The sequence below is a fragment of the Oceanobacillus picturae genome (assembly GCF_000612865.1).
Taxonomy (GTDB): Bacteria; Bacillota; Bacilli; order Bacillales; family Amphibacillaceae; genus Oceanobacillus_B; species Oceanobacillus_B jordanicus.
In genome coordinates, this window is record NZ_CCAX010000001.1 from 420,733 (window position 1) to 445,355 (window position 24,623).

Genomic DNA, 24,623 nt, shown 5'->3' on the forward strand with positions numbered 1-24,623 from the left:
ACAGCGAGGTGATGATATGAGTACAATTCAAAATTACTTACTAGAATTAGTTGAGTGGGGAGAAGAAGTGCAACGGAAAATAGATAGTCTAGAAATCAGCGCTGAAGAAAAGAATAGCTTAAATAAACAGATAGAAACATGGATAAAAAATGTTAAAGTCAATTCGAACCGTGATATTACTCATGATGATGAGATTATTGACGTGTTGCAAGGGGAGGCCCAACGGATCGTCCTGTCAATGAAACACAACCATAATAGTAATACCGAACAGGTTGGGTATGGAAAACACAAGCTTCCTCAGCTTCCCTATAATTATAATGCATTGGAGCCTTATATAAGTGAAGCAATCATGCGGTTGCATCATGATGTACACCATCAGGCATATGTCGATGGGCTGAATAAAGCAGAAAACGAACTATATGTAAAACAGCCTGATAAGAGTCTTGTAAAGCATTGGCTGAGAGAACAAGCCTTTCATGGCTCTGGCCATAATCTCCACACTATTTTTTGGTTTAATATGACTCCTAATTCAGACAAGAAACCTTCTGGAGACATATTAAAACAAATTGAAAGAGATTTTGGAACATGGAAGAAATTCAAAAACCTATTCAATAGTACCGCTTCCTCCGTTGAAGGAGATGGGTGGGCCGTGCTTTATTGGAATCCGAGAAATGGAAGGCTTGGTGTACAATCCTTTGAAAAACATCAACTGTTTCAAATAGCGGATATTATCCCATTACTTGTTCTGGATATGTGGGAGCATGCCTACTATTTGCAATATAAAACGGATAAAGAATCTTATATAGAAAATTGGTGGAATGTTGTTAACTGGCAAAATGTAAATGAGAGATTTGCTAAAGCCAAAAAACTAAAGTGGGCACTTTATTAATCTTTAAATTGGTAAGATTTCTTTTGTATTTTAATAAGCAGGATCCTCTTATAGTTAGTTTTTGTGGAATACTTACATGTCATAACTGATGTAGACATGCATAGACTATACAGACACCTAATCTGTGGGAGGAAGCCTGCTATGAGATTTATATCTACACTTCTTATCTTTTTTATAATTGTTTTTTTGTACCCAATTGCTGGACAAGCAGCACCAGGAGTTTCCGCAAATAATGCAATCTTAATCGAACAGTCTACCGGCAGGGTTTTATTTGAAAAGAAAGCACATGAAAAACAATCTATCGCTAGCATTACGAAAATCATGACGGCGATCGTAGCGATAGAGTCTGGGAAAATGGGAGAAATGGCAAAGACAAGTAGAAAGGCAATACATACAGAAGGATCATCTATTTACCTGGAACAAGGGGAAAAAATGCTTGTGGAAGACCTTGTGTATGGTTTGATGTTACGTTCTGGGAATGATGCCGCTGTTGTGATAGGAGAACATATTGGGGGAAGTGAAGAGGGATTTGTTCATCTTATGAACGAGAAGGCTAAATGGCTTGGGATGACAAATACGCACTTTGATAACCCGCATGGTCTTGATTCAGATACACACTATTCCACAGCTTATGATATGGCAATCCTTATGCAATATGCGATGGATAATGAGAAGTTCCAAGAGATTACAGGAGCAACATCATACCTTTCCAAAAGTAGGACGTACAGCTGGCAAAACAAGAATAAACTTCTAACCCAATTGTATGAATACTGTATTGGCGGGAAAACTGGCTATACAAAAAAGACAGGAAGAACACTAGTAAGTTCTGCAGAAAAGGATGGCATGAAGCTGATTGCTGTAACGTTAAATGCCCCTAATGACTGGCAAGATCATATCGGAATGTTTGAATGGGGATTTGAAAATTATTCCCTTGAGACGATTGATGATAAAGGAAAAGCTGCCTATACGCTGCCTGATTTCGAGGAACCTATTATTGGTCATATCACATCAGAAATACATTTTCCTTTAGCAAAATCAGAACGATCGCTCATTACGCAGCAAAATTACATTCTAAAAGACGAAACAAAGTCAGAGGATAATATTATCGGCAAGAAGGTCTACTATTTTAATGAAGATCAAATTGGCGAAGTATTTATTTATAAAGAAGACGAAGTAAAACAAAGAGATAATTTTTTTACCAGTACCCTAGATATTTTTCAAGACATTGTGGGATGGCCATAATATGGTTAATTTAATATGGGCAGGTATGGCTATTATCGGGATTGTTTATGCCATGCTTGCGGGGACAATGGATAAAGTAAATGAAGCTATTTTTAAAAGTTCTGGTGAAGCAGTAACCCTATCAATTGGCCTCATTAGTGTGCTAGTGTTTTGGTTGGGAATCATGCGAGTAGCAGAAGAAGCCGGGATTCTAAGGATTCTTGCCAAAGGTTTTCGCCCTTTGGTGAGTAGGCTCTTTCCTGAAATACCAAAGGATCACCCAGCAATGGGATATATCCTATCCAATTTAACAGCTAATTTGTTTGGGTTAGGTAATGCAGCTACTCCAATGGGAATAAAGGCGATGGAACAAATGAAGCAACTAAGTGGTACGGATACAGCCTCTCGGTCTATGATTACTTTTTTAGCCCTAAACACCTCTAGTCTTACGATTATTCCTACAACCGTAATAGCAATTCGAATGCAATATAACTCTGTATCACCGACCGAAATCGTTGGTACTACTATCATAGCAACCATTATTTCGACTACAAGTGCGATTTTAATTGATAGATTTTACTTTTATAAAAGTAATCGGAGGGGAAAATAAATGGGAATGGTAACCTCTGTTAGCGTTTGGCTCATACCGTCCTTTATTTTAATTGTACTATTAGTAGCATCGTGGAAAAAAGTGCCTGCATATGAAACGTTTGTAGAGGGAGGGAAAGAGGGTGTTAAGATGGCCTTTTCTTTACTTCCTTTTTTAGTTGGAATGATTGTTTCGATTTCTATTCTCCGAGCATCAGGGGCCATGGAAGCCTTTATTGGGCTCATAGCTCCCCTCTTAAGCCTAATAGGTATCCCGCCCGATATTATACCACTGGCTCTTGTTAGGCCAATTTCCGGAACAGCAGCGTTAGGCATGACTACGGAGTTAATTCAGACACACGGACCCGACTCTTTCATTGGTAGACTTGCTTCAACCATGCAGGGGAGCACAGATACAACACTCTATATATTAACTGTATATTTTGGTGCCGTCGGAATACGGAAAATGCGCTATGCCTTAAAGGTTGGCTTGTTAGCAGATGTAATTGGGATCATTGCTTCTATCATCGTGGTAGGGATCGTATTTGGTTAATGACATGTAGCATGTATCAGATAAATGTTCTTTCAATTTTTACTTATGAAAATTGCATAGCGTAATAAAGCCGAGTGGATTCGACTAGAAATTTAAAGGTCGAAGGTCATTCGGTTTTTTACTTATCTACTTTGGAATCCGAGTATTGTACTATAAATGTTATTCTCTTTATGTGTTTAAGAATTATTTTTAGTTTATAATATATGGTACAATTGCTTGGGAACGTTTTAACTCACATCTATAGAAACCTGGCAAAAGTCAAAAAAGTTCTGGACAAGTAAGTTAGCGTAAGTCTCACGCCATGTTAAATGGTTCGATACAAAAGGAAATGGTGATATAAATGTCAAACATGAATGAACGTCTTCAAAAGGTTATTGCCCAAAGTGGTCTTACCTCAAGAAGAAAAGCAGAAGGATTTATAACGGAAGGAAAAGTAAAAGTGAATGGCCGGATTGTAACAGAACTTGGTACAAAGGTAACACCGAGTGATAGCATAGAAGTGGATGGGGTTCCATTGGTGAAGGAAGAGTTAGTATACTATCTACTTTATAAGCCACGTGGCGTTATATCTAGTGTTAAGGACGATAAAGATAGAAAAGTTGTAACAGATCTACTTGTAGGCATTCCTGAACGCGTCTACCCTGTTGGTAGACTGGATTACGATTCGTCCGGCGTCTTGCTTTTAACAAATGATGGTGAATTTGCGAACCTTCTGATGCATCCAAAATACGAAGTTGATAAAGTGTATGTTGCCAAGCTCAAAGGCATACCATCTAAGACAGAATTAGGTCAGCTAAAAAAAGGAGTACAATCCGACAAGGACCTATTAAAAGCAGTTCAGTATAATGTTCTTTCCGTAGATAAGAAAAAGGACTCTATGCTGCTTGAATTAACTCTACGCGAAGGAAAGAACCGCCATGTAAGAAGAATGATGGAAAGCTTAGGCTACCCTGTTGAGAAGCTAAAACGGGAATCATATGGCCTTTTAAATCTTGATGGCCTACAGCCGGGAAAATATCGCGCATTGACGCCAAAAGAAGTTAAACAAATGCGGAACTTGGCGTTAAAATTGTAAGATAATAGTCAAAATTAGCTTCCAGGTCTAATGGTATAATAATTACTTGGAGGAGTGATCTGTTTGAGTCGGGATCAAGCAAAGAAAACAAAAGAGAACAAAAAGAGAAACCGCTTTATTTTCAGAATTAGCATCCTTGCCATTCTGGTCATTGCGCTTATCTTCGCATTGGTTTCTAATCTACAAAAAGATAATACCATTTATAATGTGGGAGACCAGGCACCAGATTTCAAGCTTAATCAAATTAGCCATAATAATGATTTGGAATCTTTTAGACTTAGCGACTACAAAGGCAAGGGCGTTATGTTAAATTTCTGGGGAACTTGGTGTAAACCGTGTAAGAAGGAAATGCCTTATATGGAGCAACTCTATCCTAAATATAAAGAAAAAGGAGTCGAGATCATCGCCGTAAGCTTGGATGCAACCGAGCTAGTTGTAAACAGGTTTATTGATGATTACAATTTGACATTTCCTATTCCATACGATGCTAAAGGCGAAGTGAAAGACCTTTATAAGATTGGTCCTATACCAAGTACTTTCTTTATAAACCCAGACGGCACAATAGAACACATTGTGGAAGGAGCATTATCACTGGAATCCTTAGAAAAGCATTTACAGGATATACAACCAAACGCATCGTGATAATGATTACAAATTGTGAGGGATTTTTATGAAAAAAATGAAGTGTGACTGCGGGCATATGAACCCAGACGGCACGATCCTGTGTGAAGCATGCGGGAAGCCGATTGAGGGGAACCAGCATATTGAAGGAAATGACGAAAAAAGTCTACTTAATATGCGTTATGATGGAACAGCTAGACGATCACAAACCTATAATAAATCTATAGTGGATAAAATTTGGAGCTTTTTTTCTTCCGTTAAAGTAGGCGTATGGCTTATTTTTATAGCTTTGGTCTCTTCGGCCATTGGCTCAATATTCCCGCAAGAAATATACATACCAGCAGACGCGCCGAATAGAGCTCCGGAGTTTTTCTATGAAGACAGATATGGAATTTTAGGTCTTATATATTACCAATTGGGCTTTCACCACTTATACAGCTCTTGGTGGTATATGATCCTTATAGGACTAATAGGTGTCTCACTTGTCATTGCGAGTCTTGACAGATTTGTTCCTTTATTCAAAGCGCTTAGACATCAAAAGGCAAAACGACATGAGTCCTTTTTGAGTCGACAACGCTTGTACAGTAAGTCGGACAATGTGTCGACCGAGGATTTGAAAACGTTAAAAGAGAATTTGAAAAAACAGCGTTATAAAGTAAGAGACGAAGATGGGTATGTACTTGCAGAGAAAGGCCGCTTTTCAAGATGGGGCCCCTATGTTAACCATATCGGATTAATCATCATATTAATTGCTGCTATCCTACGGTCAACACCTTTTTTCTATACGAATGAGTATGTATGGGTAAGAGAAGGTGAACAATTAGTCATCCCGGGAACCGATGGAGAATACTACATTGAGAATCGGGACTTTATCCTGGAAACATATGACGAAAATGATGAACGTTTTCGTGATGCTATCTCGTTAGAAGGAGCAGATGTACCTAGTAATTATCAAACAGATGTTACGATTTATAAGGCTGAAGACAATCCGTTGCCAGGAGCCGAAGCAGAGCTGAATCAAATCGCAGAAGGTTCGATACGAATGAATCATCCTGTAAAATTCGATGGCTATTCTGTTTACCAATCTGGATACCAAGCTAACGAATTTGAAAAAATGTCGTTTAAAATTCATAAAAACGACGACCCAGAGGAAGAGGCCCTTGATACGTTCACAATAAACCTGACTGATCCGGAATCAGACTACCAATTAGAAAATGGTTTTAGAGTTGAATTGCGAAATTATTATCCGGATTATTATTTACAGGATGATGGGACACCTGCTTCCGAGACAAATTATCCGAGAAACCCGGCGTTTGTTATGTTTGTATACCCTCCTGACAGTGATACACCTGAGATTAGCTTTCTCGGCATTGGAAAGAATATTGATGCCTCCGGAGAAAATCAATATAATGTTGGAATTACAGATTTTGAGATGCGTGATGCGAGTGGGTTAACTGTTCGAAAAGATTACTCTCTACCTTTTTTCGGGCTGGGCGCAGCAATCTTTATGATCGGTGTTATCCAGGGAATGTACTGGCAGCATAGAAGAATTTGGGTCAACCCGAAAGATGGCGGATTGTTATTAGCCGCTCATACGAATAAGAACTGGTATGGTGTTAAGAAGGATATTGAAAAAGTAATTTCAGGGACAACCATTAAAAATGTAGCAGATCAGCAGGAAATAAATGACTAATTAGTTGAACAGGAGGCTTGTCATGAGTGATTTAATACAGTGGAGTAGCGCACTACTTTACACTGCTTTTATTCTATATTTGATCGCAACAATCTTTTTCTCTGCAACAATCCGAGATAAACGAGGAAAAAACAAAAAAGGGAAAGCTGGAAGCATTGGGATCACATTAACTATCATGGGCTTGATCGCGCAAATAGGTTATTTTATCACCAGATGGATTGTTAGTGGACATGCACCAGTAAGTAATTTATTTGAGTTTATGACCTTTTTCGGAATGACGATCGTATTCGCATTCATTGTCATTTACTTTATATACAAGATCTCGGTACTAGGGCTTTTCGCATTGCCTGTGGCATTAATTATTATTGCATATGCGAGTATGTTCCCTACCGAAGTGTCGCCATTAATCCCTTCATTACAAAGTCATTGGCTATACATTCATGTGACTACTGTCTCTCTTGGACAAGGTATTTTGACAATCAGCTTTGTTGCAGGGTTAATTTATCTTATTAAAAAGATTGATCAGACTGCTAAAAGCAAGCAAACAACTTGGCTAGAAGTTGTATTGTATTCTCTTATATTGTTCGTTGGGTTTATTATCATCACGGTAGTATTCAACGTTATGAATTATAGTGCACAGTTTGATTATCCTGCTACTGGTGGCAACACCGTAACAACGGAATATCATCTACCTGCTATCGCTGGGCCGACAGATGGCACACTTTTGACCAATGATGTAATGGAACCACTATTTGATACACCAGCCTGGATGCATGGAGCAGATGCAGGTAGAAAATTGAATACTTTAATTTGGTCTATTCTAACTGGCTCTATTGTTTATCTATTACTAAGGCTCTTTCTCCGTAAGAGACTTGGTGCAGCAATACAGCCATTATTGAAGAATGCAAAGCTTGATCTCTTGGATGAAGTTGCATATCGTGCTGTTGCGATCGGCTTTCCTGTCTTCACACTCGGAGGCTTGATCTTTGCTGCTATCTGGGCGGAAGAAGCCTGGGGAAGATTTTGGGGTTGGGACCCTAAAGAAGTATGGGCGCTAATTACCTGGTTCTTTTACGCAGCATTTCTTCATCTTCGCCTCTCTAGAGGTTGGCATGGTGAGAAATCTGCGTGGCTTGCTGCAGTAGGTTTTGCAATTATTATGTTCAACTTAATTGTGGTGAACCTTGTACTAGCTGGCTTACATTCTTATGCTTAACAGTACTGATTCACAATTAACTTAACAAGGTATTCAACGTGGAATACCTTGTTTTACTGTTAACGTATATGTTTACAACCAATATGAGGTACATGCAGACTATGTTTATACTTAAAGTTAATAATTTGATAGGGGGAGCGAACAAATGTCACTTGGAAAGGTATTAATAGTAGATGATGAAGAACGCATTCGCAGATTAATTAGGATGTATTTGGAACGTGAAGAATATGAAGTGGAAGAAGCTGACAATGGTAAAGACGCACTTGAATTAGCTCTTTCCAATGAATATGATGTGATTTTGCTCGACATTATGATGCCAGAAATGGATGGAATAGAAGTATGTCAGGAATTAAGAAAAGAAAAATTAACCCCTGTCATTATGCTTACCGCTAAAGGTGAAGAAGCGAATCGAGTTCAAGGTTTTGAAATTGGTGCTGATGACTATATCGTCAAGCCATTTAGCCCAAGAGAAGTAGTGCTTAGGGTAAAGGCATTACTACGTAGAGTATCACCATCTTCTGTTAATCAAGGAAACGGAGCTGCAAAAAATGTATTGGTATTCCCACATCTAGAAATTGATGATGATGCACATCGTGTCATGGCTGAGGGACAGGAAGTCAACTTGACACCGAAAGAATATGAGTTATTATGCTTCCTAGCGAAATCACCGGACAAAGTGTTTAATAGAGAGCACCTTTTAAAGGAAGTATGGCAATATGAATTTTTCGGTGATTTACGGACTGTTGATACACATGTTAAGCGGTTAAGGGAAAAGCTCAATACGGTTTCCTCTGAAGCAGCAAAAATGATCGTAACAGTATGGGGAGTAGGCTATAAGTTCGAGGTAGAAGAAAGCTAATGTTTTGGAAAAGTGTCGTTGGTAAGCTTGCGATAACTATACTATTACTTGTTTCCTTTGTTCTATTTATTTTAACAATCTTGCTGTTGCAGTTCTTTGAGAACTTTCACATTGAATCTGCAGAAAGTGATATGTTACAGACAGCTACAAAGGTATCGGTACTTCTTGAACAGCATGAGAGTAGAGACTTGATTGCGGAAACGACGGAAAGAGTTAAAGACCCTGCTAGCCGTGTAGCCATTTTATATGAAGATAGTGATGTATGGGTATCCAAAGGTGGAGATGATAATCTATCAAGACTTGAGGAGACATGGCTACAAAAAGAGAAGTTATTAGAGGAACTTGAAAATAATAATGAAATTCGTAAGCAAATGCTGTTGCCTGATGGTAATACAGAAGCGATGATTGTTGGTATCCCTACTCCAGATAACCAAGGAGCTATTTTTGTATACCAGTCACTTGACGTTATTGATCAAACGAAAGCAGAAACTACAAAAATTATCTTCCTTGCAGCAGGAATCGCGATTATCCTGACTGTTATTTTTGCTTTCTTCCTCTCTACAAGAATTACTTCACCACTAATTAAAATGCGAGAGGCTGCTTTTGATTTGACAAGAGGAGAGTTTGACACGAAAGTTCCTATTTTAACCCATGATGAAATAGGGGAACTCGCGTTGGCCTTTAACCGTATGGGAAGACAATTGAAATTCCATATCAATGCTTTAAGACAAGAGAAAGAACAGCTCTCAAGTATTGTTAGCTCCATGGCGGATGGTGTTATTACTTTAAATCGAAATGGAGATATGATCGTAACCAATAGACCAGCCGAAAGATTTATTGAAAGCTTGTATTACGAGAATAACCGCGCAGTTAGTAGTGAAGATCGAAAACTACCGGATGAGCTAAACCAAATTTTGTTGCAAGTTATTGAAGGAGAAACAGAGGTACTTCATGAAATTAGTCTCCAGGGGCGGAACTGGGTAATGTTAATGACGCCATTATATGATCAAACATTTGTTAGAGGTGCCGTTGCGGTTATTCGGGATATGACTGAGGAGAGACGACTGGATAAACTGCGTAAAGATTTTATTGCAAATGTATCACATGAATTAAGAACCCCAATTTCGATGCTCCAAGGTTATAGTGAAGCTATAGTCGATGATATAGCTGAAACGAAAGAGCAAAAAAATGAGCTTGGACAAATTATTCATGAGGAATCATTACGAATGGGGAGGCTGGTAAACGAATTGCTTGACCTTGCAAGGATGGAAGCAGGACACCAGCAGCTTCAAGTGGAAGAGATTGAAGTAGAGCCATATCTTAAACGGATAGTGAAGAAGTTTAGTGGATTGGCAACAGAAGGAAAAATACGTATTGAGTTAAAAGACAACATAGAAAAGCAAACAGCACGCTTTGATCCTGATCGAATGGAACAAGTATTGATCAACTTGATAGATAATGCAATTAGGCATACCTGTGAAGAGGGACATGTTACCGTATATGCAAGCAATGATGATAGTGAGCTCTCTATCGAGATTAAAGATAGTGGAAGTGGTATTCCCGAAGATGATCTACCATTTATCTTTGAAAGATTTTATAAAGCAGATAAATCCAGAGCTCGTAATGAGAAGAAGAAAGGCACCGGTTTAGGGCTTGCTATTGCGAAAAATATCATTGATTCTCACCATGGAATTATTACAGTTAAAAGCAAGATAAACGAAGGAACTTCATTTACTATACGATTGCCACATAAACGGGGCAGCTAATCTAAATAGATATCAGATATTCAAGAAGTGGAGGAGATAAGATGCATAAAATACTTTGGAAAACAGGAGCTTTCTTACTTTTCTTTGTACTACTTACAGGTTGTGGTTCAGGTGAGAATCAAGAGACCGCACCAAATGCAAACTCTGACCAAACGGAGAGCAGCCAGTCCTCTGAACAAAGCGAAGACACGGTAAGAATTACGTTAACGAAAGATCAGGGTGAGGAATATATCCATGAAAAGGAAATACCGGTGGAAGAAGGGGATCTTCTTTTAGATGTATTAGAGGAGAATTTCTATGTAGAAACGGATGATACTGGCAAATTTATAACGTCAATTGAACGCGTTTCTTCAGACGATGATGAGGAAAGAGCCTGGATCTATACTGTAAATGGTGAATCTCCTAATGTAGGTGCAGCCGAGTATGAATTACAAGCTGGAGATGAAATCATTTTTGATTTTCAAAAATGGAAATAAAGTTAGTGAATAGTTATAAGCTTACTTTATTGGCGTTGCTAGCTTCGTTGGCAGTATTAGGCAGGTATGTATTTACATTCTTGCCTAATGTTCAACCAGTTACTGCACTTATCATTATATGTGGCTTAATGCTCGGACCAGCTTCTGCGATAATCCTAACAATGTTAGTGACCTTTCTTTCTAATATGCTTCTTGGGATGGGGATTTGGGCCATTTGGCAGTTGATATCTTGGGGACTCATCGGCTTCGTTAGCGGACTTCTTAGGAAGCAATTAATTAAAGCACCACTTTTCATTATTGCCATTTACGCTGCATTCTGTGGATTTCTATATGGGTTCATTATTTCCCTGACTAATTATCAAATTAGTGGACATTTTTGGCCTTATTACATGGCGGGAATACCTTTTGACACACAGCATGCTATTGGAAATGCTTTGTTTATCATGTTATTTTATCCGATCTTTTACTACCTTTTTAAAAACTACAAAAATAAACTTTTCACTTAAAAGGTAATTTCTTTTAAGAAGTTTTATTTACTATCAAAAATGATCCCTATTAAAGTGGATCATTTTTTAATTTTAAATCCTCTCATTAAACCTAATTAAAGATGGACTTGCTAAAAGCCAGCATACTGACATATAGTGTAGCTAGACTGTAACTTTTTAAAGAGCCAAACGACTATCTATTAGAACGGGGGATCTTGCATGAAGGTCGTTTTTGATGAAATCTATGATCAATACCATCAAGATTTGTATCAATTTATATTTTATATGGTAAAAGATAAGCAGATAACAGAAGATTTAGTGCAGGAGGTCTACTTGAAGGTACTTAAATCTTCTGAACGATTTAGGGGAGATAGCAGTATTAAAACATGGCTTTTTTCCATTGCAAGACATGTAAGCCTTGATCATTTTCGTAGGAAAAAACGTACCCGTGATCGAATTGCTGATTATTTTGATTGGGGTGAGAAAAGCCATATTATAAAAGATGAGCATCCACTCCCTGAAGAAATGGCAATTAAAAGTGAGGAAATTAAAAATCTATATACATACCTTGATTTTTGCACAGTAGATCAAAAAAGTGTTCTCATCCTTAGATATATCCAGTCATTTTCTATCCAGGAGACTGCAACTATTTTGAATTTCACTATTAGCAAGGTGAAAACAACTCAACACAGAGGGCTTAAGTTATTAAAAAAACTTATCATCGAAGAGCAGGAGAAAGGAGGGGGATCTAATGGATTCTAACCAGAATAAGTATGACGAAATTACTGAACAGCTTTCCCAATTTCCATCATTTACAGATAGGCGTGACAAAGAAGCGATTAGACAACAGATCTTTGCGCAAATGAAGCAGAATGAACCTACAAGACAATATAAGCCTAGAAAGAGATGGATACCTCTCGTGAGTACCCTGCTTGCGACAACCGTTCTGGTTTTTATTTCTTTCCTTTACTACACGAACACTAATGTCTTAAAAGAGAACAGTACGCAACAGGATGCGATGGAGTACGCTACAGAAGAAGAAACATTAATAGAGAAAAGCGCAGACCAAGAAAGTGGGGTCCAGTCTAATGGGAATATGGAATCTTCTAATCAGATGGGAATGTTTGTGCAACAGACGAACGAGCAATCTATGGTCATCCATGGGGCAACAAGTGACCCACAATTGCAGTTTGTCATCCCTGTTTCTTTTATTGCTCCAGAAGGGAAATCAAAAGAAACATATTATAACCAGCTAGAGACCTATTTACAGGAACATGTTCCGGTAAGTTCAAATTATTTATTTGAAGGGGTATCGTTTCAATTAGATGAGGAAAATAAAGAAGTGATTTTAGAGCTCCCAAAAAATTTTAGTATTAGTGAAGGTTCTACTGTTCCTAATATGTTCGAAGACCAGTTACGTTCTATGTTCTCGCCATACGGTGTTGAAACAGCCGTTTTTAATAATCAGGAGGGGATAGACTTCGGTCAATTTGGGACCATACATGAATTGGCTTTAACTAAAACGAAAGCCGCCTATAAACTATATAGCGACGAACAAAATAATTTGCTTGTCGAGGTACCGCTCGATGAATATACAACAATAGAGGAAGCACTTGCAGAGATGCAAATAGGGGAGGAAGACTATAATGTTTTTCCGACTGTTCCAGGTAAAATGGAATTCTCAGTCGTCACACGAGGTGAACAGCTTGATATATCCTTAGATAACGAGGTCGTTATAGAGGATAGTCGTACTGGCACCATCATGATTGAGGCGATCTTAATGACTGCAAAAAGCTTTGGGTATGACTTTGTTAAGATAAATAATATCTCCGGTGACAGAGTAGGTTATTACGATGTATCGGAACCACTGCGAGTTCCCGATGCTGTAAATCCGATTATGCTTCATTAAAGTTTTAGGGTAAAATAGGAGCCGAGCGAATCTGATAATAATCTATTCGCTCGGCTCAAAAAAGTATGTTGGCTATGAGCTAACATATGATAGCCTCCGGAAATGAGATCTATTTAGGTGTAACAAGGTTTAATCCTCTTCATATTTTAAGGGGTCACCGTTGAAAGGCTCTGAAGATATTTTTACTGAATCCGTTGGACAACCTTCAAATGCATCAAGCATGTCTTCTTCTAATCTAGGATCTACCTCGATCAATCCCTTATTATCATCCAGTCTAACATATGCAATTCCTTCGTCATCGTAATCATATATTTCTGGTGCAGCCGCACCGCACGCACCACAAGCAATACACGTTTCAATATCTACAATGGTGTACTTAGGCACTACTCCACCTCCATATGCTCTTATACTCAATCATTAATCCATTATAAACGGATTCCTTGTAATTTCAATAACAACAGCTTATCTTTCTTTTCACGTTACCATTCTTTATAATAGAATTATATATTCCTTATAGATAGAAGAGAGGAGGAGAAATGATGCTACTCAAAGGAATCGTGCTATTATGCTGTAAAACGTTATCCGTGGAAAGAACAGAGTCAGCAACCTTCCATATTCTTACAGGAAAAAAGTCTGTGCAAACAGTACAAGATATTCATCTGTATCAGCTAACAAAATATTACGGTGTCCACAGAAAATTAGAACGAACTGTTTACGACCGTATACTTAAAGAATTACATGAGGAAGGGTTTATAATACGGGATCATACTTCACTTACCCTTGAATTAACCAATCAAGGGGAGGCATGGCTTCAAGAAATTAAAGAGCAACTACCACTACATTATTTTAACGGCTTAAAGTTCAAAAGCAGTGCAGTGTTATTTCTTGAACGATTAATCTTGCTTGTCCAAACGTTTTCTAATGTAGGGATGAATCATTTCTCTTTTATCCCGGTACTTGACAATCCCTTGGTTGAAAACTGGGTGAAGGAACAGTATAGGTTAAATAAAGAACGAATTTCCATTTACCTGAACGACTTACATAGCGAACTTTTACCATTACTCCAGAGTATTAAAGGAAAGGAAGCCAGCATTTTTGTTGACAGGTTAAGTGGACACCAGTACTATGGCATGAGCTGGGAGCAATTAGCTAAAAATTATGATATGACAATTGAAGATGTCCAGTTACTCCTAACTGGGATTTCTCATAAAATGGCTCATCAAATCATGGAAAATAAAGCATCTTTCCCATTACTTTATCAGATGATAGAAGAAGGTAACCAAAAACGTCTCATGACAGAATCAGCTTATAAGACGTACCAGCTGCTTGAGAAAGACTATTCCATTGAAAATATTGCATTGGTACGCAATTTACGTATTAATACAATTCAGGACCACCTTGTGGAGATTGCGCTTTATCAAACTGACTTTCCTATTGAGCGTTATGTTCCTTCCGATGTTCAGAAAGACATTTTAGCGGCAATCGAAAAAGCATCTTCCAATAAATTAAAAGAAATTAAACGATTAACGGAAAAGGATACTACATATTTTCAAATACGGCTATTTATGGCAGGAATCGATTATGTAGAGCAAACAGGTGATATGAATGTCTACAATTAACTTAGAAAAGGAGCTTGATACGTATTTTGGCTATCAAGCTTTTCGTCCAGGTCAACGGGAAATTATTGAGGATGCCATGTTAGGAAACGATGTATTAGGAGTACTTCCAACCGGTTCAGGTAAGTCTATCTGTTATCAATTGCCGGCTATGCTTTTGAAAGGTGTGACAGTAGTTGTTTCACCACTGATATCCCTTATGATGGACCAGGTAAAACAATTAAAGGCGATAAACATAAAAGACGTTGTTGCCATCAATAGTTTTATGAATACGAAAGAACGAAGGGAAATATGGAATACAATACATCGGTACAAATTAATATATATCTCTCCAGAATTGCTTCAACGACCGGATGTTCAGCGGAAATTAAAGCACGTAGGAGTAGATCTTTTCGTTGTCGACGAAGCACATTGTATCTCGCAGTGGGGACATGAATTTAGACCTGACTATTTGAAACTAAAAAAAATCATAACATTCCTAGACCACCCTACTGTACTTGCATTAAGTGCTACGGCCACGACAAATGTCCAGCAGGATATCTTATCTTATTTGAATAAACCAAATATGAAAAAACATATCTACCCAGTTGACAAACCGAATATTACGTTTAATGTGGAACACTTATCTGGTGACAAGGAAAAACAGGAGAAAATTGTATCGTTGTTGAAAGCTTATTATGTTCCGACTATTATTTACTTTTCTAGCCGGTTAGAGGCAGAAAACATATCTGCGCTACTTAGCTTACAAACAGATCGTCGCGTAGCATTTTATCATGGTGGAATGGAGTCACAAGACCGAATTATCATCCAACAACAATTTATGAACGGTCAATTAGATGCTATTTGTTGCACAAGTGCTTTTGGAATGGGGATAAACAAAAAAGACCTTCGGTTAATCATCCATTATCATCTAACGCCACAGCTGGAAGCCTATATACAAGAGGTTGGCAGAGCAGGACGTGATAATAAATCTAGCGTTGGCCTATTATTATTTTCCGAAGGAGATATATTTTTACCAAAAAATATAATAAAAGGTGAACTGCCAACCAAAAATGAAATAACTACCGTGTTTCGCCAATTAAAAACGATGTATGATCAAGGACAGTCGCTTCCCACTACAGATCAAGAGAAATTAGCAGTGTTTCAAGTTTCCGAATCCAAGTGGCGTTTTTTACAGTATCAATTTGAAAAACATGATATCCTTAAAGAAAACAACGTTATAATATATGATTCACAATTATGGAAAGAAGCTTTTCTTGCTATTAGCAATAGGTGTGAGGAGCGATTGATCAAGAAGGACAAGCAACTACAGTCCGTCATTAATTGGATTTATCATACTGGTTGCCTCCGTAAAAAGCTTTATCAAGATTTCCAGCCGTCCTATACGGAAGCAGTAGATCAATGTTGCAGTAATTGTGGTTTTTCTTGGAGCGATTGGCAGCCTGAACAGCTAACACACAAGATAGAGAAGACATACTCCTGGGAGGAAAAACTTAAAAAACTCCTTTTGGTGGATGTGCAATGAGTCAAAGAGATATTATATTAGGAATGACTGATCGAGAACTAAGAAAGCAAGTTATACTTTCACAAGGTCTTCTCCTTGCTGCTAGCATTGTTTTAAGTTTGTTATTATTCGAATCAATCGGTGATTGGTTTCAATATTTAAACTGGAACCCAAAAGAGATTATTTATTTCGGGCTTTTGCCAGGTATTATAATTGTCTTAATTGACCTTATTTTGATGCGCTTCTTACCGAAATCTACCTTTTATGATGGTGGGGTTAATAAAAAACTATTTACGGGACAGCCCGTCTCCTCTATTTTTTTCCTTACGTTGCTTGTAGCATGGAGCGAAGAAATGTTATTTAGAGGTGTCATTCAGACCTCCTTTGGGTATGTTTTTGCAAGTGTTTTCTTTGCAATCATCCATTTACGTTATTTAAAAAAGCCTGTTCTCCTGGTTTCCGTTCTAATGATTAGTTTTTATATTGGTTATTTATTCGAACAAACCGGGAATTTGTTTGTTACCATTACGGCGCATTTTATTGTTGACTTTTTGTTGGGGTTAACCATTCGCTATTATAAGGGAGGAATAATCGGTGAAGCATAATACAAAAGAAACAGAAGATCAGGCTGATGAACTTCGAAGGATTTTTGTGGAACTAGAGAATTCTGTCGAACCAATGGAACCAAATGCAAGAGAAGAAACAGAAGATCATCACAAAGATGATGAGATGGACTTACTTAATTTACCTCCCAGAAAAGAAGTACATGATCAGAACTCAAAGCGCCCTAAATTAAAAATGAGTATGTCTTTATTTAGGTTAACAATTGTTGTTATCTTTTTATTTTGTATCCTGGCAGGAGTGTATTTTATATGGCAGGATGAAATAATACTATTTTTCACAAGCTAATAATAGGACAAGACGTTAAATTTGCCAGTTCTATAGGTAAACCAAGGCAAAATAATGGTACAATTTTAGAGCATTCTGTTGGGTCCCTACTCTTCAAGAAGATAGATGCCTATTTTTCCTAGGGGGAAAGAATGCTAAAACCCATCTAACGCTGATGGTCTAACACATTCCTTTACTATTTCAGATTGGGATAAATAGGCGAAAGCTTGAAAGTAGTGAAAAATGAGGCTGTCAAGTTCAACATACTAACGAAAAGCATATAGTATAGAGAAAGAGCTTTGTAAGGGAATAATAATTAGTATTAGACCGCTTTAAACAGATGATTATTTGGAGGAGGATGCTGTATGCGCATAGAAAGAGTGTCTGATGACCAGTTCACTATTTTTTTAACTTTTGATGATTTGATTGAACGTGGGTTTACAAAAGAAAATCTGTGGCATGATGCTACAAGCGTCCAGAACCTGTTTAGTGATATGATGTACGAAGCGAGTTCCGAACTGGATTTTGAGTTGGAAGGTGAACTTCTTGTTCAAGTTCATCTGATGCAGGCACAGGGCATGCATGTTATCGTCACACAAAAATTTGAAAATATGGATTGGGATGAGGATTTTATTGAGATGAAAGTGACACTGGATGAAAGTAAAGAATTAATTTTTTCTTTTTCAGACTTTGAAAACATCATTCAGGTTGCTTCTTATTTGAGCCAAATTGGCATCAATGGCGGTCAGGTGTACTTTATGCAAGGGAACTATTATATGCTTCTCAGTGATGATGATTTGGAAGATATGGATAAAGAAGACGTCATTGCCATCATGTCTGAGTACTCCAGTCCGAGCATTATTACTTCTTACCGCTTAATTGAATATGGGAAGCAAATTTACGTAGCAGATGCTGTTAAAAACATTATGAAAACCTTCCATATAGATTAAAAATGATAGAACATAACTGCTTAAAATGATACGATAGTATATGGTTTTTGCTAGAGAACTGAGATAAGGAGTGCACGGAATGAAAATTGCTGTACTATATGGAGGGACCTCAGGAGAACGAGAAGTTTCGCTCTCCTCAGGGAAAGGAATTATACAGGCACTAAAAAACAACGGGCATGAAGTTACAGGAATTGATTTTCACCCTGAAAGGCTTGAAGAAATCATTGAACTAAATGTAGATCTCGTATTTATCGGGCTTCACGGGAAATTTGGGGAAGATGGGCGAGTCCAAGGATTACTGGAAATGCTAGGATTGCCATATGTAGGATCAGGCGTGTTAGCATCTGCACTTGCTATGGATAAAGCGAAGGCTAAACAAATATTTGATTCGAACGATATCCCTGTAGCAAAAAGTAAAGTGTATACTATTACAGACAAGACAAATTTGCAGGATGTAGGAAAAGAAGTTAACCAAGTATTTAAGGTGCCGTTTGTTATTAAGCCAAATAGTGAAGGATCTACGTTGGGTTTGACAATAGTAGAGAACCCTGAACAAATATTGGATGGTTTAAAGAGGGCAGCTACTAGTGATGATACGATCTTGATTGAAGATTTTATTCAAGGTAGAGAGATAACAGTAGCGGTTCTTGGCGAGAAGGCACTTCCAATTATTGAAATCATTCCTAAAAATGCTTATTACGATTATGAGTCTAAATATGCTGCTGGTGGCAGCGAACATATTGTTCCGGCACCAATTGATGCCGAGACAACCAAGACCATCCAAGAGCTGGCTGTGAAAGCTCACAGCGTACTTGGATGTAAAACTTATTCTCGAGTAGATTTTATATTGACAGAGGAAAATCAGCCTGTGATTCTAGAAGTAAACACGCTTCCAGGTATGACACCAACTAGTCTATTTCCGGATGCTGCCAAGGTGATTGGGCTTGATTATGACTCTATGATTGAAACATTCGTTAAACGATCAGTAGGAAATAAAAACTAGAAAAAGTATCTTTCAAAATTAGTATATTTCTCGTATATTTTATTGCATATTTGCGATGAACGTGTATACTAATTTCTGAGAACAGCAATTATAAACTATTTACAGATATTATAGGAGGTAAATTCATGGTAGCCGATAACGCAGCAGATTCTACCAGAGAAAGTAATGAAAAAACGGATGTATTAAGTTCCACACAAACTGTTGTAAAAACTGCATTGGAAAAGTTGGGTTACCCTAATGAAGTATTCGAACTACTAAAAGAACCGATTCGTATGATGACGGTTCGTATTCCTGTTCGAATGGATGATGGATCAATCAAAATATTCACAGGGTACCGGGCACAACATAATGATGCGGTTGGACCTACAAAAGGCGGAGTAAGATTCCACCCAGATGTCACTGAAACTGAGGTGAAAGCTCTTTCCATTTGGATGAGTTTGAAGGCGGGCATTGTAGACCTTCCTTATGGTGGCGGAAAAGGTGGTATTGTCTGTGATCCTCGAGAAATGTCCTTTAGAGAGTTAGAGGGTGTCAGCAGGGGCTATGTACGTGCGATCAGCCAAATTGTAGGACCAACCAAAGATATTCCTGCTCCAGACGTTTTTACAAACTCTCAAATTATGGCATGGATGATGGATGAATATAGTCGTATAGATGAATTCAATAGTCCTGGTTTCATTACTGGTAAACCTATCGTTCTTGGTGGGTCGCATGGAAGAGAATCTGCTACAGCAAAAGGGGTTACAATTTGCATTAATGAAGCTGCCAAAAAGAAGGGATTAAAGGTAGAAGGCGCTCGCGTTGTTGTCCAGGGATTTGGAAATGCGGGGAGCTTCCTTGCGAAATTCCTTAATGATGCAGGGGCAAAAGTTGTCGGAATCTCTGATGCACACGGAGCATTGCATGACCCTGACGGATTAGACATTGATTACCTGCTTGATAGAAGAGACAGCTTCGGTTCTGTAACCAAACTCTTTAATAATACAATTTCTAATCAAGATTTATTAGAATTGGATTGTGATATTCTTGTACCAGCTGCAGTGGAAAATCAGATTACAGAGCACAATGCACATAAAATCAAAGCTAGTATTGTCGTCGAGGCTGCAAATGGTCCAACAACAATGGAAGCAACGAGGATATTGAGTGAACGAGGTATTTTACTAGTTCCCGATGTACTTGCTTCTGCAGGTGGCGTGACTGTTTCCTATTTTGAATGGGTACAAAACAATCAAGGTTACTATTGGACCGAAGAAGAAATTGATAAAAAGCTGCATGAAATTATGATTAAAGGATTTAATTCCATATATAACACAGCAGAGACAAGAAGAATTGACATGCGTCTTGCTGCATATATGGTCGGTGTAAGGAAAATGGCGGAAGCATCACGATTCCGTGGCTGGGTATAATACCTGTTTAGAAATCAATTGTATGACAAAAAAACTCTTATCCTGTATTATTAGATAGGAGTTTTTTTATGTTTTTTCTTATTGCTTGTAGATACCTTAAGTATTAAGATTAACTAAATAAATCTTCGGTATACAGCCTACGAGATAGAATTCTTCTAAAGGAAGTGCATATTGTGCCACATGAAAAAGTAATTATTGTAGGGGGAGGGCCTTGTGGCTTATCCTGCGCTTTGGAATTAAAAAAAGAGGGTTTTAGCCCGTTAATCATTGAAAAAGAAAATATTGTAAACACGATACACCAGTTTCCGACACATCAAACATTTTTCAGCTCCAGTGAGAAATTAGAAATAGGAAACATTCCATTTATTACAGAAAAACAAAAGCCTGTTAGAAATGAGGCGCTTGCATACTACCGATCCGTGGCTATGCGTGAAGAATTACGGATTAATGCCTTTGAAAAAGTTACGGAAATCACAAAAGGGGAAGGCTTATTTCGTCTGTCCACCATTACAGGCAGTGATCAGATAAACAACTATTCAGCTGATTATGTCATTATAGCAACTGGATATTATGACCAACCAAACTATATGAATGTTCCAGGTGAAAAGCTGAATAAAGTTACACATTATTTTAAAGAAGGTCATCCTTATTTTAACAAGGATGTTGTCATAATTGGTGGAAAAAATTCTGCAGTAGACGCCACGCTAGAGCTTCATAAAGCTGGAGCTAACGTGACCGTTTTATATAGAGGTGCAGAGTATTCGAAGAGCATCAAGCCATGGATATTACCAGAGTTTGATTCCCTGGTAAGAAAAGAAATTGTGAAGATGGAATTTAATGCCAATATAGTAGAAATCACAGAAAATAGTCTTCGCTATCGTGTTGGCGAAGAAGAAAAAACAATAAAGAATGATTTTGTGTTCGCTATGACTGGTTATAAACCAGATTTGGATTTTCTTAATAGCGCCGGAATACATGTTGATCCCGCGACAGGATCACCTTCTTATAAGGAAGACAGTTATGAAACCAATATTGACAATTTGTTTATAGCTGGCGTGGTAGCTGCCGGATACAATAATAATAAACTATTCATTGAAAATGGTCGCTTTCACGGAGGGGCCATTGCCAGAACAATTACAGGTAGAGAAGAGTAGCTATACAGCTGCTCTTCTTTCCTTTAACCTTGGTTTCTTAGTTTTCCTTTTCAAAAATATCTTTTAGTTTTGGTAAGTCCATTTTCTGTTCCAATGCGATCTGCAACTTAATTCGTGCTTTAGGACCTGTCAGCCCATTTGAAAAGATAATTCCCATTTCTTTTAACTTACGTCCGCCACCCTCATATCCATAAGTTGGCTGAACAATCCCCTGAAAACAACGTGAAACAAGAACAATAGGGATCTGAGAGTCCATAATCTTTGCTAAATAAGGAACTGATTCTTTTGGTAGATTTCCTTGGCCAAGTGCCTCAATAACTAATCCGTCTGGTTTAGCCGCTAAGACAGCCTCTAACAGACCATTATCCATACCCGCATAAGCTTTTAGTAAATAAACGCGTTGATTAATTGCATCTACATCGTAGCAATATCGCGAAGTAATCGTGTGATGAAAAATGATCGAATCCTTCGTTATGATTCCAAGTGGACCATATTGGGGACTTTGGAAGGTAGCAATATTACTTGTAGAAGTCTTTGTTACATTTCTAGCAGTATGTACCTCATCATTCATCACTACTAGTACTCCCTTTTTACTTGAATTGCCATCACTAGCTACGCGGATTGAACTTATTAAGTTATACAGTGCGTCTGAGCCGATTTCATTACTTGAACGCATGGCACCTGTTATAATGATCGGTTTATCAGTGTGAACGATAAGATCAAGGAAAAAAGCGGTTTCTTCTAATGTATCTGTCCCGTGTGTCACGACAATTCCCTCGTAGGAAGGGAGCTCTTCTTTTATTCGCTTGGCAAGTTGCAGCATGTGTCTTGGTTCAATATGGGGGGATGGGAGAGAAAACTCTGTCATTTCCTCTACATCTGCATATTGATTAAAATAGTAAGTTAGCTCTGATAATGGATGTTTTGTTGCTGTTGTAACTTCCCCAGTCGTTTTATTCTCCACCATTGAAATGGTTCCGCCTGTATGAATAATTAATATTTTCTTTTTCATTTTATTCTCCCTCACAAATGTTGTTTTCTTTATCCTTCTTTAGTGATAACATAATGATAGTAAATTAGGAAAGGGGCCGTTTGATGTTTGCTATATTTTCAGCTGGAATTGCACCGGCCATCGCACTCATGTCTTTCTTCTATTTGAAAGACCGGTATTCAGAACCCCTTCCATTACTTATACGTACGTTTGTTATCGGATGTTTACTTGTGTTCCCAATTATGTTCATTCAATATGTTCTTACTACAGAAGGCATAACAGATAATCATCTAGTTGAATCTTTTCTATATACCTCCTTAACTGAAGAGTTTTTTAAGTGGTTTTTATTTATTTATACCATCTATCATCATTCTGAATTCGACGCACATTATGATGGTATTGTTTACGCCGTGGCAATCAGCCTAGGATTTGCCACAGTAGAAAATGTATTGTACTTGTTTACAAATGGAATAGGATATGCCTTGAGTAGAGCTCTTTTCCCTGTCTCATCCCATGCCCTTATAGGAGTTATTATGGGCTATTATTTCGGTAAGGCGAAAACAAACAAAAAACATAAGAAACGTAACATTGCAATGGCTTTTATTATACCCTTTCTACTCCATGGAACCTATAATTATATCTTGAATATCGTTCCTGGTAATTGGCTCCTCTTCTTAGTCCCTTTTATGATCTTATTATGGATTCTTGGACTACGCCGTGTGAAAATAGCCAGTGAAGCTGCGCCATTAACGATGTTTCAGAAAAAAAAGCAAGGAGCCTAATATCCTCTGTCAGTGAATTGACAGGGGGTATTTTTTTATATCAGCCTATTTTATTTCCTCCTATAAAAAGATATTGGTATAAACAGGGTGAATAAAAAGTAGGTTTCTTCAAAAAATAGGTTTACAACATAATGAAATAACCAGGAGGATACCATATGAAGTATAAAAAGTTCCTATTCTTTATTATGATACCTATTTTATGTATAACGCTTCAAGCAACTCATCCGGAAAGTCCGGTACACGCTTTTAGCTCTCAAGTTATTCAACAAGGTGCAGTGGGAGATGATGTAATTGAATTGCAGGCTAGATTACAATATTTAGGGTTTTATAATGGCAAGATTGACGGTGTCTTTGGCTGGGGAACATATTGGGCTTTAAGAAATTTCCAATATGAGTTCGGCATGGAAATTGATGGGCTGGCAGGCCAGACCACCAAGGACAAATTAGCTCAAGCAAGTAATTATGATGAACAATATGTCAAAGAGCAGTTAAACCAGGGCAATAAATTTACTCATTATGGCGGTACGGATAACAAGAACCAAACAAATCAAGGCGAAGCGGACCAAAGTGAAGATGCCCCTGCTACAGGAAATACATCAGTAAATGTCCCACAGGGTTATTCTCAGAACGACATACAATTATTGGCCAATGCTGTATACGGTGAAGCTAGGGGAGAACCCTATGTCGGACAAGTAGCGGTTGCCGCAGTAATATTAAACAGAGTAGAAAGCCCTACATTCCCAAATAACGCATCGGGAGTAATTTTTGAGCCTAGAGCATTTACCGCTGTAGCCGATGGACAAATTTGGTTAACCCCGAATGAAACGGCAAAAGAGGCAGTGCTTGATGCTATAAATGGGTGGGACCCTACTGGTAATGCACTTTATTACTTTAATCCTGACACAGCTACATCAAGTTGGATCTGGACAAGACCACAGATTAAGCAAATAGGAAAACATATATTCTGTAAATAGAAAG

Annotated in this window: 26 protein-coding genes; 24 read left to right on the top strand and 2 right to left on the bottom strand. The window is 37.9% G+C overall.

Annotated elements, in window-relative coordinates; translation table 11 throughout:
* Positions 1 to 16 precede the first annotated feature (16 nt).
* From BN988_RS02155 to BN988_RS02220, 14 genes are all read left to right on the top strand, one after another.
* On the top strand, positions 17 to 889 hold the full coding sequence (locus BN988_RS02155; RefSeq protein ID WP_036572754.1) for a superoxide dismutase: 873 nt from the start codon (positions 17 to 19) through the stop codon (positions 887 to 889).
* Between the two features lie 141 nt (positions 890 to 1,030).
* Entirely contained in the window at positions 1,031 to 2,131 is a 1,101-nt protein-coding gene (locus BN988_RS02160) for a D-alanyl-D-alanine carboxypeptidase family protein (protein WP_036572755.1), read from the top strand.
* Between the two features lies 1 nt (position 2,132).
* Entirely contained in the window at positions 2,133 to 2,720 is a 588-nt protein-coding gene (locus BN988_RS02165) for a nucleoside recognition domain-containing protein (protein ID WP_036572756.1), read from the top strand.
* Complete coding sequence (locus BN988_RS02170) at positions 2,721 to 3,251, top strand: spore maturation protein (protein WP_036572757.1); 531 nt, start codon at positions 2,721 to 2,723, stop codon at positions 3,249 to 3,251. It abuts the gene before it with no gap.
* Positions 3,252 to 3,591: 340 nt separating this feature from the next.
* Positions 3,592 to 4,326 carry a pseudouridine synthase gene (locus BN988_RS02175; RefSeq protein ID WP_036572759.1) on the top strand — a complete coding sequence of 245 codons (735 nt, stop codon included), beginning with the start codon at positions 3,592 to 3,594 and terminating at the stop codon, positions 4,324 to 4,326.
* A gap of 63 nt (positions 4,327 to 4,389) precedes the next feature.
* On the top strand, positions 4,390 to 4,968 hold the full coding sequence (gene resA, locus BN988_RS02180) for a thiol-disulfide oxidoreductase ResA (RefSeq protein ID WP_036572761.1): 579 nt from the start codon (positions 4,390 to 4,392) through the stop codon (positions 4,966 to 4,968).
* Positions 4,969 to 4,996: 28 nt separating this feature from the next.
* Complete coding sequence (gene resB, locus BN988_RS02185; RefSeq protein WP_036572763.1) at positions 4,997 to 6,640, top strand: cytochrome c biogenesis protein ResB; 1,644 nt, start codon at positions 4,997 to 4,999, stop codon at positions 6,638 to 6,640.
* A gap of 22 nt (positions 6,641 to 6,662) precedes the next feature.
* On the top strand, positions 6,663 to 7,856 hold the full coding sequence (gene ccsB / locus BN988_RS02190) for a c-type cytochrome biogenesis protein CcsB (RefSeq protein WP_036572765.1): 1,194 nt from the start codon (positions 6,663 to 6,665) through the stop codon (positions 7,854 to 7,856).
* 145 nt (positions 7,857 to 8,001) lie between these two features.
* Complete coding sequence (locus BN988_RS02195; RefSeq protein WP_036572767.1) at positions 8,002 to 8,715, top strand: response regulator transcription factor; 714 nt, start codon at positions 8,002 to 8,004, stop codon at positions 8,713 to 8,715.
* Positions 8,715 to 10,481, top strand: a complete 1,767-nt coding sequence (locus BN988_RS02200; RefSeq protein WP_036572769.1) for an ATP-binding protein — start codon at positions 8,715 to 8,717, stop codon at positions 10,479 to 10,481. The genes BN988_RS02195 and BN988_RS02200 overlap by 1 nt, the downstream gene beginning before the upstream one ends.
* Before the next feature lie 41 nt (positions 10,482 to 10,522).
* Entirely contained in the window at positions 10,523 to 10,957 is a 435-nt protein-coding gene (locus BN988_RS02205; protein WP_036572770.1) for a DUF4430 domain-containing protein, read from the top strand.
* A 5-nt stretch (positions 10,958 to 10,962) separates the two neighbouring features.
* Positions 10,963 to 11,463 carry an ECF transporter S component gene (locus BN988_RS02210; RefSeq protein WP_036576283.1) on the top strand — a complete coding sequence of 167 codons (501 nt, stop codon included), beginning with the start codon at positions 10,963 to 10,965 and terminating at the stop codon, positions 11,461 to 11,463.
* A gap of 198 nt (positions 11,464 to 11,661) precedes the next feature.
* On the top strand, positions 11,662 to 12,204 hold the full coding sequence (locus tag BN988_RS02215) for an RNA polymerase sigma factor SigX (RefSeq protein ID WP_036572771.1): 543 nt from the start codon (positions 11,662 to 11,664) through the stop codon (positions 12,202 to 12,204).
* A complete protein-coding gene (locus BN988_RS02220; RefSeq protein WP_036572772.1) occupies positions 12,194 to 13,351 on the top strand; it encodes a hypothetical protein in 1,158 nt (385 codons plus the stop codon). Before BN988_RS02215 ends, BN988_RS02220 begins: the two co-directional genes overlap by 11 nt.
* A 129-nt stretch (positions 13,352 to 13,480) precedes the next feature.
* Here the strand turns inward: BN988_RS02220 and BN988_RS02225 are convergent, their stop codons facing one another.
* A complete protein-coding gene (locus BN988_RS02225) occupies positions 13,481 to 13,735 on the bottom strand; it encodes a ferredoxin (protein WP_036572773.1) in 255 nt (84 codons plus the stop codon).
* 155 nt (positions 13,736 to 13,890) lie between these two features.
* Between BN988_RS02225 and BN988_RS02230 the strand changes: the two genes are divergently transcribed.
* The 8 genes from BN988_RS02230 to BN988_RS02265 all read left to right on the top strand — a co-directional run bounded on the left by BN988_RS02230 (position 13,891) and on the right by BN988_RS02265 (position 21,872).
* Positions 13,891 to 14,970, top strand: coding sequence for a helix-turn-helix domain-containing protein (locus BN988_RS02230; protein ID WP_036572774.1), 1,080 nt, complete (start codon positions 13,891 to 13,893; stop codon positions 14,968 to 14,970).
* Positions 14,957 to 16,492 (top strand): RecQ family ATP-dependent DNA helicase, encoded by a 1,536-nt coding sequence (locus tag BN988_RS02235; RefSeq protein WP_036572775.1) that lies wholly within the window; start codon positions 14,957 to 14,959, stop codon positions 16,490 to 16,492. The genes BN988_RS02230 and BN988_RS02235 overlap by 14 nt, the downstream gene beginning before the upstream one ends.
* Complete coding sequence (locus tag BN988_RS02240) at positions 16,489 to 17,076, top strand: CPBP family intramembrane glutamic endopeptidase (RefSeq protein ID WP_036572776.1); 588 nt, start codon at positions 16,489 to 16,491, stop codon at positions 17,074 to 17,076. Before BN988_RS02235 ends, BN988_RS02240 begins: the two co-directional genes overlap by 4 nt.
* On the top strand, positions 17,066 to 17,380 hold the full coding sequence (locus BN988_RS02245; RefSeq protein ID WP_051557621.1) for a hypothetical protein: 315 nt from the start codon (positions 17,066 to 17,068) through the stop codon (positions 17,378 to 17,380). Before BN988_RS02240 ends, BN988_RS02245 begins: the two co-directional genes overlap by 11 nt.
* A gap of 344 nt (positions 17,381 to 17,724) precedes the next feature.
* Complete coding sequence (locus tag BN988_RS02250) at positions 17,725 to 18,309, top strand: genetic competence negative regulator (protein ID WP_036572777.1); 585 nt, start codon at positions 17,725 to 17,727, stop codon at positions 18,307 to 18,309.
* Between the two features lie 79 nt (positions 18,310 to 18,388).
* On the top strand, positions 18,389 to 19,312 hold the full coding sequence (locus BN988_RS02255; protein ID WP_036572778.1) for a D-alanine--D-alanine ligase: 924 nt from the start codon (positions 18,389 to 18,391) through the stop codon (positions 19,310 to 19,312).
* 125 nt (positions 19,313 to 19,437) lie between these two features.
* Positions 19,438 to 20,718: a Glu/Leu/Phe/Val family dehydrogenase gene (locus tag BN988_RS02260; protein ID WP_036572781.1), complete on the top strand. Its 1,281-nt coding sequence runs from the start codon at positions 19,438 to 19,440 to the stop codon at positions 20,716 to 20,718.
* 173 nt (positions 20,719 to 20,891) lie between these two features.
* On the top strand, positions 20,892 to 21,872 hold the full coding sequence (locus BN988_RS02265) for a YpdA family putative bacillithiol disulfide reductase (protein WP_036572782.1): 981 nt from the start codon (positions 20,892 to 20,894) through the stop codon (positions 21,870 to 21,872).
* 37 nt (positions 21,873 to 21,909) lie between these two features.
* On the opposite strand, the gene BN988_RS02270 is transcribed toward BN988_RS02265, so the two are convergent.
* On the bottom strand, positions 21,910 to 22,884 hold the full coding sequence (locus BN988_RS02270; RefSeq protein WP_036572784.1) for an asparaginase: 975 nt from the start codon (positions 22,882 to 22,884) through the stop codon (positions 21,910 to 21,912).
* 83 nt (positions 22,885 to 22,967) lie between these two features.
* Between BN988_RS02270 and prsW the strand changes: the two genes are divergently transcribed.
* Positions 22,968 to 23,645 carry a glutamic-type intramembrane protease PrsW gene (prsW, locus tag BN988_RS02275; protein WP_036572786.1) on the top strand — a complete coding sequence of 226 codons (678 nt, stop codon included), beginning with the start codon at positions 22,968 to 22,970 and terminating at the stop codon, positions 23,643 to 23,645.
* Positions 23,646 to 23,830: 185 nt separating this feature from the next.
* Complete coding sequence (gene sleB, locus BN988_RS02280; RefSeq protein WP_390620590.1) at positions 23,831 to 24,619, top strand: spore cortex-lytic enzyme; 789 nt, start codon at positions 23,831 to 23,833, stop codon at positions 24,617 to 24,619.
* The last annotated feature ends 4 nt before the right edge of the window (positions 24,620 to 24,623 follow it).